Consider the following 13,323-nt stretch of genomic DNA (forward strand, 5'->3'; position numbering starts at 1 on the left):
CTAACTTTTTTAGCAAAAAATCAAATTATTTTTTCAACTTTGTTTTGTGGAAAACCTGAGGCATATAGTACATATCGACCTTGATTCATTTTTTGTATCCGTTGAGCGCCGTTTAAATCCGGCACTTATTGGCAAACCTGTAATTATTGGCGGTTCAAAAGATAGAGGGGTAGTTACCTCGTGCAGTTATGAGGCGCGGCAATTTGGCATACATTCAGGAATGCCCAGCAGTAAAGCATACCGTTTATGTCCGCATGCTATATTTTTGAAAGGTAGCCACGGCAGATATTCAGAAGCATCGCGCGAGGTCACGAAAATTATTCATGATTCAGTTCCATTATATCAAAAAACATCTGTTGATGAGTTTTATATTGATTTAACCGGCATGGACCGTTTTTATGATCCTTATCAACTGGCAACAGATCTTCGCCAACGCGTTATTAATGATACGGGTTTACCTATTTCGTTCGGTATGGCATCTTGTAAAACGGTTGCTAAAATGGCCACAAATCAGGCCAAGCCAAACGGACAGCTAAGGGTGCCTCATGGTGGTGAGGTTGACTTCATGGCGCCTTTAAACATCAGCAAAATACCCATGCTGGGCAAAAAGACATGCGAAAAGCTTTACACTTATGGCATCGAAAAAATAGGCGATTTGCAGAAAACTAATGTTCGTTTTCTTGAAAGCTTATTTGGAAAGGCGGGCAAATACATTTGGGACAAAGCCCACGGCATTGATGACAGTGAAATTATTCCGTACAGCGACAGGAAATCTATTTCAACAGAGCATACCTTTCATGAAGATACAGCTAATCGTCATCAATTGGAAACTATATTAGTTTCCATGACTGAAGAGCTTGCATTTAAGCTGCGAAGCGAGAATAAGTTAGCCTCATGCCTGGCTATTAAAATACGTTATGCAAACTTTGAAACGCATACCCTGCAAGAGAAAATTGCGCTAACATCTGCCGAGCATGTTTTAATACCAGGAATAAAGAATTTACTTAAGCGCGCCTGGAACCAGCATAGACCTATACGATTGATTGGCGTGAAACTAAGTCAGCTATGTTCGGGCAGCTATCAGATAAACCTGTTTGAAGATAATGAGGAGCAGATAAAGCTATACAAGGCCATGGACAGCATTAACTTTAAATTTGGCAATAAAACCGTTTGCAGGGCTGCCGGTATGGAAATTACACAGCGCAACTTTAATCCATTTCATCCAACCGTGTAGCGTTGTATTATGAAATACTTGATGTAAATGATGCTATATTAGCTTTATAAATCTACACGAGATGAAGTTTAGCCATAAAACCCCGTTAGATGTGTTCCTGAATATGCTCTTTGAACGGTATCAGGACAAAGTGCCCGCGGTAAAGAAAATAACAAAGGCCCTTATTGACCAAGGTGTAGTATCATCACAAGAGGAGATAGTAAATGATCATATTGCATTCCGTACGCTGGGAGTGCCTCATTTAGGAATACAATCTTTTGAACAGATTTTTCTGCATCACGGTTATCAAAAGCGCGATTATTATTATTTTGAAGGAAAGAAGCTAAATGCATTTTGGTACGCGCCTCCAAGCGGACAATATCCACGCATATTTATCAGTGAATTAATTGTCGATCAGCTTTCTTCTGCTGCGCAAGATATTATAAGTAAGTATACCCAGCACATAACGGCCGACCCGGTTTTAAGCCTTAACCTCGATAATGGCGAGGAAATAGGAGAGTTCTTTCATACATTCTTATGGCCGTTACCCACAAAGCAAGATTATGAAACGCTATTAAATGAAAGCGAATACGCTGCCTGGGTAATTTTCAATCGGTATTACTTAAACCATTATACTATAAGCGTACATGCTCTAATGGCGGGGTATAACACTTTGGAAGAGTTTGATGCCTTTGTTGAAGGTTTAGGCATAAAGCTGAATAATGCTGGTGGAGTAGTTAAAATAAGCGGAGACGGTTTGCTGAAACAGAGCAGCACCGTAGCCGAAATGCAAAACGCCACTTTTGCCGACGGAGAGACCATGCTTATTGCCGGCAGCTACGTTGAGTTTGCCGAACGCTTAATTTTACCGCAATATAAAAATTTGCCTGTTGAGCACATAAAGGCTATGCACCGCCGTGACGGATTTGAAACAAATAACGCCGACAAGATTTTTGAAAGTACCTATACAGGGCAAACCAAATCGTAGTGTTAATGCAGCAAAAGCTTAATGAGTTACGTGCCGCGCTTGAAGGAGAGTTTTACGCTGATGACGCGATGCGCATATTATACTCTACCGATGCATCTGCTTATGCAGAAATGCCGTTAGCTGTAGCTGTACCGCGTACAGTTAAAGATATAGCCAGGCTTATAAGTTTTGCCCGTGAAAATCATACTTCGCTTATACCGCGTACTGCGGGTACGTCGCTTGCGGGGCAGGTGGTTGGTAGCGGCATTGTGGTAGATGTATCAAAGCATTTTAACAAAATACTTCAACTTAATGTTAATGAGCATTGGGTGAAGGTGCAGCCGGGTGTAGTGCGCGATGAACTGAATTTGTTCCTTAAACCGCATGGACTGTTTTTTGGTCCCGAAACTTCAACAGCTAACCGGGCTATGATAGGTGGAATGGTTGGTAATAACTCATGTGGTTCAAATTCAATTGTATATAAGAGCATGCGCGAACATTTGCTTGAGGTTAAAGCCTTGCTAAGCGATGGAAGTGGGGTTGAATTCAAAAGCTTAAGCTTTGATGATTTTATAGCTAAATGCAACGGCGAAACGCTCGAAGCAGCAATTTACCGTAACATCCGTGCACAACTAAGTGATTATAGCAATCAGGTTGAAATAAAGCGCGAGTTTCCAAAGCGAGGGATTGAGCGAAGGAATACCGGCTATGCAATTGATGCGTTGCTTGAAAGTGATCCGTTTACGGCAGGAGGTAAGGCCTTTAACTTCTGTAAGCTTATTGCCGGCTCAGAAGGTACACTTGCCTTTATAACCGAAATCAAGCTTAATTTATCACCTTTACCGCCGCCCGTAAGCGGTTTGCTGTGCATTCACTTTAATTCCGTTGATGAGGCCTTACGTGCCAATCTTATTGCCCTTAAATATAGTGCGGGTGCGAGTGAATTGATTGACCATTACATATTAGAATGTACCAAAGACAACATTGAACAACGCGAGAACCGGTTTTTTGTAAGTGGCAATCCCGGAGCCATACTTGTAGTAGAGTTTTCGGGCGATAATGAAAGTGAGATAAAAGCAATTGCTTTAAAAGTCGAAGCTGAAATGCGCGAAGCCAAGCTAGGCTATCATTTTCCCCTTTTGTTCGGCAATGATACCAGGCGTATATGGGCTTTGCGTAAAGCAGGCTTAGGATTGTTGAGCAATCTACCGGGCGATGCTAAACCCGTAGCGGTAATTGAAGATACTGCCGTTGCTGTTGAAGATTTACCAGCCTATATTGCCGAATTTAATACCATATTACAAAAGTACGGGCTCGATGCCGTTCATTACGCGCACGCCGGCTCGGGCGAGATTCACTTGCGACCAATACTAAACTTAAAGACTGAAGAAGGCAATCGCCTGTTTCGTGTAATTGCGCAGGAAATTGCATTACTGGTAAAAAAATACCAGGGCTCGCTAAGCGGCGAGCATGGTGATGGCAGGTTGCGCGGAGAGTTTATTGAGCAGATGATAGGGGCTAAAAACTTTGGCCTTATAAAAGAAATAAAAGCCACTTGGGATCCTCATAATATATTTAACCCCGGTAAGATTGTTGATACACCGCAAATGAATACAAATTTGCGTTATAACCCCGGGCAGCAAGTGCCAGCAATTAAAACTGCATTCAGGTATAATGGCCAAAATGTGCTGCAACATGCCGAGCAGTGTAACGGCTCGGGTGATTGCCGTAAATCTCACTTAATGGGCGGTACCATGTGCCCATCGTATATGGCAACCCGCAATGAAAAAGATACCACCCGTGCACGGGCAAACATCCTGCGTAGTTATCTTACTAACTCCACGCAGCTTAATCGCTTCAATCATCCTGAGATAAAAGAGGTGATGGATTTATGCCTGAGTTGTAAAGGTTGTAAATCGGAGTGCCCATCTAACGTTGATATGGCTAAACTGAAAGCTGAGTTTTTACAACATTATCATGATGCGAACGGTGTGCCCTTTAGAACCAAGTTGGTTGCGGCCTACGCTAAGTTGTCACAACTTGGTGCATTTTTGCCAGGCGTATACAATTTTTTGGTAACCAATAAATTTGTAAGTCAGCTTTTAAAAAACACCATAGGCTTTGCGAATAAAAGATCGCTTCCAAGGCTTTGCAATTTTACCTTACAGCATTGGTTTTCAAAACGTAAAGGTTATGCATCTGATAAAAAAGTTTATTTTTTTTGCGATGAGTATACAAATTATCAGGATGCGAATATTGGCTTAAAAGCAGTAGAACTGTTGGAGCGTTTGGGCTATCAGGTAATTGTGCCTAAGCATTATGAGAGCGGCCGTGCAGCAATATCAAAAGGATTGTTGCGCAAGGCAAAATCGTTAGCTAATAAGAACGTGGAATTGCTAAGTCAGTTCGTAGATATTAATACACCTTTGATAGGTATCGAGCCATCAGCAATTTTAACTTTTCGAGATGAATTTCCCGATTTAGTGGATGAGCATCTGCTGCAAGCGGCACATAAGCTTTCCTCAAATTCATTATTGATAGATGAGTTTATTGCCCGCGAGATGAAAAATGGAAACATCAAAAAGGATCAATTTACTCATGAGCCAAAGACTATAAAATTGCACGGACATTGCCAGCAAAAAGCATTGAACCTGCTCGGTTCATCGCAATATATCTTATCGTTTCCTAAAAACTTTCACCTAGAAACAATACCCTCAGGATGTTGTGGTATGGCCGGTTCATTTGGTTACGAAAAGGAGCACTATGAGCTTTCCATGCAAATTGGCGAATTAGTTTTACTTCCTGCAGTACGTAACGCGCCTGAAGAAGTCATAATTGCTGCTACCGGCATCAGCTGCCGCCATCAAATACTGGATGGTGCAAACAGAACGGCACTACACCCGGTTGAAATATTATATGACGCGCTGCTATAAGCCAGATTATGCTATCGCCGATAACCGAAATAAGAACAAAGCTGAGACCTTGGTTTAAGGCCCTAATCGATATAAGGTTATATATTGCACAAAAAACAGTGCTGATTAGTGATGTGACAGAAATAAATTATAAGACATTGAGTTACCGCAACTACCATGGAAAACGATGATAAGCTGGCCCGTATAATTGAATGGCGGATGAAGATTAAAGCGCGGTTTGAGGAGAAAATTAAGCTGACACCATCATTGGTTGATAGTGCACCTCGCGGTTCAGGCAAAATAAATCGTCATGGTATGCCATCTGTTCCTATAGGGCAAACTACTACAACCAAGTGGCCGGTGCTTGATTTAGGATATCATCCAAACATATCGTCAGACCGTTGGCGACTAACCATTGATGGTGCAGTACAAAACCCTGTACGTATCACATGGAAGGAATTTTTAGCTCTTCCACAAACTAAAGATGTTTCTGATTTCCATTGCGTAACCACATGGTCAAAATTAAACATGCACTGGAAGGGTGTAAGCATGCTCGACCTTGCTTCGTTAGTACAACCGCATGAAAATGCCACCCACATTATGTGCTATAGTTATGACACCTACTCAACCAACATTTCGTTAGAAGAAGCCTTAAAGCCCGATGTTTTACTGGTTCATACCTATGAAGGGCAGCCATTGCCTGTTGAGCATGGTGGCCCCGTTCGTATGATCACACCACAGTTATACGCCTGGAAAGGTGCTAAATGGATAAAACGTATTGAGTTTTTAACCGAGGATAAGCCCGGCTTTTGGGAGGATCGAGGCTATTCGAATACGGCGTACCCATGGCGCAATGATAGATATAGTGATGATGAATAACCACATACTAACGCCGCTGATAAGTTATATTTGCCGATGAATGACTAATGCCGGTTTTAACAATGAGGAGTTGCCTTCGTCGCATACTTATGTACTTAATAAAAGTATAGGAGACCTCACTGACACCGTTATTGCCCAACACAGCACTGGTGGTCAGTACGCTACCGTTCAACCATTGCAAGTTGATTTTTTGACTGTAAACAGAGGGATATTCAGTGCCATGTTCAATGCTGCATTGTTCCCCGTAGTCGAAGTTGTAAAGCTGGATGATGGCCTTCATATAACTTGCCATTGTAACCAAACAGGTAACCGGCTTTGCGAACACCAGGCAAGCGTTGTACAGTACATTACACACACCAATGACTTACGCTTATTTTTTGATGATGACCTGCGTAATCAGCATCTTAAGCAAAAAGCTATTGAATTTGGCCTGCAAAACGAACCTGATTTAAGCCTTTATTTTGAACTTATTTATAAAGATGGTGCCGCATTTGTAAAGCCCCTGCAACATGGGTTATACCCTGTAAACCTAAACAGCCTTAGCCATATGAAGCAATTGCTGCTTCCCAAACAAGAGGTACCGTTAGCTCATCAAAATGATAATTTCCAGCAGCGTTTTATTGTTTTTAAACAGCATAAGTATTATAAGCATTTAATGATTGATTTATGCGATGCGCCATTAACAAAAGATGCTAAGATCAAAAATCCGGTAGAAGCAGTTAATCCGCTTGAGCAGGTGTGGAGCACTGACGACCCGTTAGAGCTTAAGTTTTTTACTGCTTTAATGCGTTTCCAAAGTGCTGTAAACGCAAAGGTAGATAATGCAACTATTCAAAGTCTTAAAGCTGTTGTTCGAAACCCTTTAAGCTTACCTTGCTACCTCCATAATAGCGAAATATCGGAGAAGTTGACAGCCAATGCTTTAATGCCCGTGAAAGTTAGCAGGGTAAAGCATAACATCAACATCAAAGTATACATTGAGGGTGATTTTTATCGCGTATCGGCCACGTTACAACTGGGCAGCGTGGTTTATGCCCTTAATGAATTGCATATCACACACGATTATTTCATACAAGTGCCACAAAACCTATACTTGGTTAAAGATGTGCAGATGCTCAACATTATTGCATTTTTTGGCCGCATAGAGGCCGACCTGCTCATACATCACTCCAGGTATAATCAATTACGAAGTCACGTTTTAAGTAACTTGGAAGAGAGTGTAAATGTTAGTTATACATACTTGAAGCCCGCAACGCAAGATCAGATTGCTGAACAGGGCTTTGACAAGAATCCGGAGATGACTATTTATTTATCAGATTTCGGACAGCATGTGATGATTTTTCCGGTGATGCTTTACGGCGAAACGGAGGTGCCTATTCGTACAAAAAAGGAAATCCATGCGCAGGATAGTAAAGGAAAGTACTTTCAGGTAAAACGTAACCATGATGCGGAGGCTCACTTCATGTCCCTGATTCTTCGTCAGCACATAAACTTTGAAGAGCAACTGACAGATGAACTACAGTATTTTTATCTGCACAAAAAATACTTCTTAAACGCTGATTGGCTTTTGAATACCTTCGAAAAATGGACCCATTCGAATATCAATATTTTAGGCTTTAGTGAACTAAGCAATAACAAACTTAATGCAAATAAGGTAAAGGTAACAGTACAGGTAATAAGTGGCATAAATTGGTTTAATACTATAATTACGGCTCAATACGGAAAGCAGCGGGCATCATTAAAACACCTGCATAAAGCCATACGCAACAAAAGTAAATTTGTACAACTTGACGATGGCACACTTGGCATTTTGCCCGAGGAGTGGATGCAAAAATTTGCTGTTTGGTTTAACGTGGGAGAGGTGTTGGAGGATGTATTGCTTACACCCAAAACCGGTTTCGCTTCTATTGAGCAAATGTATGATGCCAGTATGTTGGAGGCCAACGTTATACAGGAAATACGCAACTACAAAAGTAAATTTCAAGAATTTAAAAGTATAAAACAGGCTTCAATACCGGTTGGCTTAAACGCAACATTGCGTGGCTACCAGCAGGAGGGCTTAAATTGGTTGAACTTTTTAGATGAATTTAACTTTGGCGGTTGCCTGGCAGATGATATGGGTTTAGGCAAAACGCTTCAAATTATAGCGTTTATTTTGTTGCAACGCCAAAAGGTAGCAAACAATGTAAACCTGGTTGTAGTGCCTACATCACTGGTGTTCAACTGGCAAACAGAAGTAAGCAGGTTTGCGCCGAATTTGAAATTGCACACATTGTACGGTGCCAATCGGCGCAGATCCACAGCCGGGTTTGATGAATTTGATATTATTCTCACTACTTACGGTACGTTATTATCTGACGTTAATTACCTGAAAGAATTTGAGTTCAACTACGTTATTCTGGATGAGTCACAAAATATTAAAAATCCCGAATCGCAAAGGTACAAAGCTGCTCGCCTGCTAAAGGCCCGTAATCGTATAGCGGTAACTGGTACGCCTATCGAAAATAATACGTTTGATTTATACGCTCAGCTTTCATTTGCATGCCCAGGACTGCTTGGCAGCAAACAATATTTTAAAGAGATTTACTCAACGCCAATTGATCAGTTTAAAGAAGGCCGCCGTTCTGTTGAGCTACAGGAAAAAATCAAGCCTTTTGTTTTGAGGCGAACCAAACAAGAAGTTGCCCACGAGTTGCCCGAAAAAACTGAAATGGTTGTGTACTGCGAAATGCAAACGCAGCAGCGCAAGTTTTACGAGGCATACGAGCGTGAATTTCGCGAGTATATATCGGCTGTAACGCAAGAAGAACTTCCCAAAAATTCAATGCATGTACTGCGCGGCTTAACAAGGTTAAGGCAAATATGTAATTCGCCGTTGCTAATCAGCGGAGATAAACTTCCTGGTAATGAATCAGCCAAAATTGAGGTATTGTTGGAGCAGATTCAAAGCAAAGCATCTAATCACAAAATTCTTGTTTTTTCGCAATTTGTTACCATGCTTAACCTTATAGGTAAAGAGCTAGACTGGTGCAATATAGGCTATACCAAGCTAACCGGTAGCACCAAAAACAGGCAGGCAGTGGTTGATGAGTTTCAAAATAATAATGATGTAAGAGTATTTTTGGTGAGCCTGAAAGCTGGTGGTACGGGTTTGAATTTAACTGCAGCTGATTATGTTTACCTTGTCGATCCGTGGTGGAACCCAGCAGTAGAAAACCAGGCTATTGATAGGGCTTACCGCATAGGTCAGCAAAAACATGTAGTTGCGGTGAGGTTAATCTGTACAGACACTATTGAAGAAAAGATAGCTGTTTTACAGGAAACCAAGCTTAACCTTTCAGAGCATCTTATCGGGCAAGATGATGGTTTCTTCAAATCCCTTAACCGGGATGACCTATTAGGTTTGCTTAATCATCCATGATATAAGGTCAATGCTTTTCTGATTAATGGGCTAAGTCAGTGGCCTACATGCACCGTTATATCACCCATTATATATAATAGGTTTGAGTTTTTATGAAAAAACGAATATTTTGGTTCGACTTTTATGCAAACTAAACTTATCGAAACAAATATACAGCAAACGATAGATTACATCACCGAAACTGCAGCCGCCTACCCGGGAGTAACCATTATTCATGATTTGCGTAACTGGAAAGTAATCTGGATGTCGGGCAATGGCTTAAAGCAGCTGGGAGTTGCATTAAGCGAAGTAACTGCACTTACAGCCGAAGAGTATCATGCCAGACATTTTAACCCCGAAGATGCCAAGGATTATGTACCCAAAATTTTAGGATTAATCCAGTCTGGTAATCTTGAAGATAGCGTTACTTACTTTCAGCAGGTACGTATCAATCAATATGCCGATTGGACCTGGCACATGAGCAGCACCAAAATTCTTCTTCGGGATGAGGAAGATCATCCTGTACTGTCAATAACGATGTCGTTTGCAATAGATGCCATGCACCATATGGCCTCCAAAGCATCAAGGCTATTAGAGGAGAACAACTTCTTACGGAAAAACTTCAGTTTATATAAAAAATTAAGCCATCGCGAGCGCGAAGTACTGCGAACGTTGGCTATGGGTAAAAGCGCTGCCAAAACTGCAGAGGAGCTATTCATATCAACCAATACGGTAGAAACACATCGCAAAAACATCAGGCAAAAACTTGGTACAACAAGCTTTTACGAGTTAAGCCAGTACGCCCGTGCCTTTGACCTTATCTAGCTCAAAAGGGTCAGTCAAAAGTTATTATAGTTAAATACAAATGGTGTTTTGCCGAATGTTTTATAAGTTTGGCGCCAAAAGCAATTGTTTATGAATATATCTAAAATTAGTTTTTTAATAACTGCATTTGCAGTAAGCCTTACGTTTCAGGCTTGTAAAACAAAAAAGGTTGTAACTAAACCAGCAGCACCGGCCCCGGTTGCGCAACCTGCACCACCAAAACAGGAAAAACCTGTGCCTCCGCCTGCCGCGCCACCTCAGGAAGCTCCGGCACCGCCAAAGCCTAACTATAACTTCAGTAATATTCAGTTTGAATTTAATTCTGCCGTACTTAAAACCGGTTCATATGAATTACTGGACAAGGTGGCTGCCGAAATTAAAAAGGATGCTTCAAAAACATTCATGATAAATGGTCACTCTTCAGCCGAAGGTAGTGCAGCGCATAACCAGTCGTTAAGTGAAGATCGTGCCAACTCGGTTAAGCAATACCTCGTTAACGCCGGCGTAAACGGAGCAGCTTTGAGTGTTAAAGGTTGGGGCGAAAGCAAACCGCTTAACAACAATGGTACAGAAGAAGCGCGCGCTACTAACCGTAGGGTAGAGGTTAAAGTAAATTAAGCAAAAAGTGACATCTTAAATTTGAAGCCGCTTTGCAGTATGCAAAGCGGCTTTGTTGTTTAATTAAAATCACGAAAAAATCAAGCATTGCAATTTCTTAACCTACGTTAAGTGTAGCTCTTTGTAATACTCCGACATTTGATTTAACAAAACACAACAAATACTTAAAACAAATATCATGGAAAATTCAATCAGAGGTATTCATCACATTACAGCCATTGCCGGTAATGCACAACGTAATTTTAACTTTTACAGTAAAGTATTAGGCTTACGCCTGGTTAAAAAAACGGTAAACTTTGACGATCCTCAAACCTACCATTTATATTATGGCGATGAGCAGGGTACACCCGGCAGTATACTTACCTTTTTCCCGTGGGAAGGAATTGCAACGGGCAGGCGCGGCACCCGCCAGGCAACAGAGATAGGTTACTCAGTTCCTGTAAACAGCTTTGATTTCTGGATTAATCGTTTTGAGAAACACAACGTAGTGTACAACAAACCAGCAGAGAAATTTGGTGAGCAGTACCTTACGTTTTTAGATCCTGATGGATTGAAGCTTGAACTGATTGCATCAAAAACCGCTGATAGCCGTTTGCCTTGGGAAACAGAAGAGGTTACAGCCGACCATGCAACCAAAGGGTTCCATAACATTACCATTACCACCAATAAAATGCAGCCAACAGCCGACATTTTGACTAACGTGTTTGGTTACAAACTTTTAGAACAGCATGTAAACCGTTTCCGTTTTGTGACTGATGCAGTTGAAAACGCTAACATAGTTGATTTGGTGGAGGTGCCGGGCGAACATGCCGGTCATGTTGCGGGCGGCTCAGTGCATCACGTTGCGTTTAGGGTGCAAAATGAAGAGGTATTGATGCAGTACCGTGAAAAAATTGAAGCGCTGGGTTTGCATATAACCGATAAAATTGATCGTAATTACTTCTACTCATTATACTTTCGTGAGCCGGGAGGTGTATTGTTTGAGATAGCTACTGATAACCCCGGCTTTAGTGTTGACGAACCGGTAAGCGAATTAGGAATGCGCCTTAAGTTACCAGCACAATACGAAGAATACCGTGCAAGTTTAGAAACTACTTTACCTAAATTAGTATAAGCATGTATAATCATCAGTTTGAATACAAAACAACTGGTGCCCCTGCTGCCGAAGCAAAAGGGGCACTGGTAATGTTGCACGGTCGTGGGAGTACCGCCACAAACATTATGAGCTTATCAAAAGAGCTTAGCGTTGCAAACCTTGCTATTTATGCCCCCCAGGCAGCTAACAATAGCTGGTACCCATACAGTTTTATGGCGCCTGATGAGCAAAACCAACCTGCGCTTAACTCTGCCCTTGAAGTAATTGATCAATTGGTTGATCAAATAAAAAAGGATGGGTTCACTGAAGATAGGATATACTTTGCAGGCTTTTCACAGGGTGCTTGCTTAACACTTGAATACATAACGCGTAATGCAAAAGTGTTTGGTGGTGCGGTGGCTTTTACCGGCGGCCTGATAGGCGAGCACATTAGGCAGGAAAATTACAACGGAGACTTTAACGGTACACCTGTACTTATTACAACCGGCAACCCTGACCCGCATGTGCCTTTAAGTCGTGTTAATGAAAGCGTAGAGATAATAAGTAGGCTTGGCGCTAGGGTTACGCTTAAAGTTTACGAAGGTAGGCCACATACCATAAGCATGGATGAGGTTGAACTGGCTAACCAGTTAATATTTGCCTGATCAATCGTACATCAAATTTTATATTTATTACAACATGAGTTACGAAGATATTCAGTTAGTTAACAACGAGGCCATTCATAATTTTGAACTGGTAATAGAAGGGCACCGTGCCTTTATAGATTATAAGCAAAAGGGCGACAAAGTGTACCTGATTCATACTGAAGTGCCTGTTGAACTAAAAGGTAAAGGTGCTGCCGAGGCTATTGTTGAGAAGACGTTTGCTTACCTTGAAGAACATAAACTTAAGCTAGTACCCTTATGCACTTACGTGGGTCTTTACTTGAAGCGCCACCCCGAGTGGAACAGACTTTTAGCTTAAAGGGGGGCACTTGCTCATATCATCAATATGGAAAATTTCAAAGGTACGCGCGTTTATACGAACATACAGGGTGACAGTTGTTTTGAAGACGTCTACTATCCCTTAACCGATGCCGGAGCGATTGGTTCCTTGTCTGAACGAATAGCCGTAAAGAACGTTATTTTGCGGAAGGTTCCCGCTGGCTATGATGACTTTCATAATGCTCCAGCTCGTCAGTTTGTTGTGCTGCTTGATGGTGGCGTTGAAATAGAAACATCCACCGGTGAGAAGCGAGCTTTTCATTCCGGAGAAATTTTACTAATGGAAGATGTTACCGGTAAAGGACACCGAAGCCGCAACCTGGAGGCAAAAGAACGTACCTCGTTATTTATTGAACTTTAGAGTATCAACCTTAGATGTCAACTGTATTACGGCGCATGGCTTAAGCTAAAAGGTGCTACCAGTCGGTTA

Annotated in this window: 11 protein-coding genes; all 11 read left to right on the forward strand. The window is 41.6% G+C overall.

Annotated elements, in window-relative coordinates:
• Nucleotides 1–46: 46 nt before the first annotated feature.
• The 11 genes from dinB to GO816_RS08845 all read left to right on the forward strand — a co-directional run bounded on the left by dinB (nt 47) and on the right by GO816_RS08845 (nt 13,254).
• Nucleotides 47–1,234: a DNA polymerase IV gene (dinB, locus tag GO816_RS08795; protein ID WP_317163615.1), complete on the forward strand. Its 1,188-nt coding sequence runs from the start codon at nt 47–49 to the stop codon at nt 1,232–1,234.
• 61 nt (nt 1,235–1,295) lie between these two features.
• On the forward strand, nt 1,296–2,201 hold the full coding sequence (locus GO816_RS08800) for a DUF1338 domain-containing protein (RefSeq protein ID WP_157541346.1): 906 nt from the start codon (nt 1,296–1,298) through the stop codon (nt 2,199–2,201).
• 5 nt (nt 2,202–2,206) lie between these two features.
• Complete coding sequence (locus GO816_RS08805) at nt 2,207–5,113, forward strand: FAD-binding and (Fe-S)-binding domain-containing protein (RefSeq protein WP_157541347.1); 2,907 nt, start codon at nt 2,207–2,209, stop codon at nt 5,111–5,113.
• A gap of 156 nt (nt 5,114–5,269) precedes the next feature.
• A complete protein-coding gene (locus GO816_RS08810; RefSeq protein ID WP_157541349.1) occupies nt 5,270–5,971 on the forward strand; it encodes a sulfite oxidase-like oxidoreductase in 702 nt (233 codons plus the stop codon).
• 40 nt (nt 5,972–6,011) lie between these two features.
• Nucleotides 6,012–9,392: a DEAD/DEAH box helicase gene (locus GO816_RS08815; protein ID WP_157541351.1), complete on the forward strand. Its 3,381-nt coding sequence runs from the start codon at nt 6,012–6,014 to the stop codon at nt 9,390–9,392.
• Between the two features lie 123 nt (nt 9,393–9,515).
• Nucleotides 9,516–10,196 (forward strand): response regulator transcription factor, encoded by a 681-nt coding sequence (locus tag GO816_RS18965; RefSeq protein WP_317163616.1) that lies wholly within the window; start codon nt 9,516–9,518, stop codon nt 10,194–10,196.
• 90 nt (nt 10,197–10,286) lie between these two features.
• Nucleotides 10,287–10,814: an OmpA family protein gene (locus GO816_RS08825; protein ID WP_157541353.1), complete on the forward strand. Its 528-nt coding sequence runs from the start codon at nt 10,287–10,289 to the stop codon at nt 10,812–10,814.
• A 178-nt stretch (nt 10,815–10,992) separates the two neighbouring features.
• The gene (locus GO816_RS08830) at nt 10,993–11,928 is read left to right on the forward strand and encodes a ring-cleaving dioxygenase (protein WP_157541355.1); all 936 of its coding nucleotides are present in this window, start codon (nt 10,993–10,995) and stop codon (nt 11,926–11,928) included.
• Nucleotides 11,929–11,930: 2 nt separating this feature from the next.
• Nucleotides 11,931–12,554 carry an alpha/beta hydrolase gene (locus tag GO816_RS08835; protein ID WP_157541356.1) on the forward strand — a complete coding sequence of 208 codons (624 nt, stop codon included), beginning with the start codon at nt 11,931–11,933 and terminating at the stop codon, nt 12,552–12,554.
• A 34-nt stretch (nt 12,555–12,588) separates the two neighbouring features.
• Complete coding sequence (locus GO816_RS08840; protein ID WP_157541358.1) at nt 12,589–12,873, forward strand: GNAT family N-acetyltransferase; 285 nt, start codon at nt 12,589–12,591, stop codon at nt 12,871–12,873.
• 27 nt (nt 12,874–12,900) lie between these two features.
• Complete coding sequence (locus tag GO816_RS08845) at nt 12,901–13,254, forward strand: cupin domain-containing protein (RefSeq protein ID WP_157541360.1); 354 nt, start codon at nt 12,901–12,903, stop codon at nt 13,252–13,254.
• The last annotated feature ends 69 nt before the right edge of the window (nt 13,255–13,323 follow it).

This window comes from Mucilaginibacter aquatilis (assembly GCF_009755275.1).
Taxonomy (GTDB): domain Bacteria; phylum Bacteroidota; class Bacteroidia; order Sphingobacteriales; family Sphingobacteriaceae; genus Mucilaginibacter; species Mucilaginibacter aquatilis.

What these genes read in the sequence shown, in the direction of transcription:
- GO816_RS08835 (WP_157541356.1), top strand. Translation starts at nt 11,931, where the DNA reads ATGTATAATCATCAGTTTGAATACAAAACAACTGGTGCCCCTGCTGCC.
- GO816_RS08830 (WP_157541355.1), top strand. Translation starts at nt 10,993, where the DNA reads ATGGAAAATTCAATCAGAGGTATTCATCACATTACAGCCATTGCCGGT.
- GO816_RS08805 (WP_157541347.1), top strand. Translation starts at nt 2,207, where the DNA reads ATGCAGCAAAAGCTTAATGAGTTACGTGCCGCGCTTGAAGGAGAGTTT.
- GO816_RS08815 (WP_157541351.1), top strand. Translation starts at nt 6,012, where the DNA reads ATGACTAATGCCGGTTTTAACAATGAGGAGTTGCCTTCGTCGCATACT.
- GO816_RS08810 (WP_157541349.1), top strand. Translation starts at nt 5,270, where the DNA reads ATGGAAAACGATGATAAGCTGGCCCGTATAATTGAATGGCGGATGAAG.
- GO816_RS08825 (WP_157541353.1), top strand. Translation starts at nt 10,287, where the DNA reads ATGAATATATCTAAAATTAGTTTTTTAATAACTGCATTTGCAGTAAGC.
- GO816_RS18965 (WP_317163616.1), top strand. Translation starts at nt 9,516, where the DNA reads ATGCAAACTAAACTTATCGAAACAAATATACAGCAAACGATAGATTAC.
- GO816_RS08840 (WP_157541358.1), top strand. Translation starts at nt 12,589, where the DNA reads ATGAGTTACGAAGATATTCAGTTAGTTAACAACGAGGCCATTCATAAT.
- GO816_RS08800 (WP_157541346.1), top strand. Translation starts at nt 1,296, where the DNA reads ATGAAGTTTAGCCATAAAACCCCGTTAGATGTGTTCCTGAATATGCTC.
- GO816_RS08845 (WP_157541360.1), top strand. Translation starts at nt 12,901, where the DNA reads ATGGAAAATTTCAAAGGTACGCGCGTTTATACGAACATACAGGGTGAC.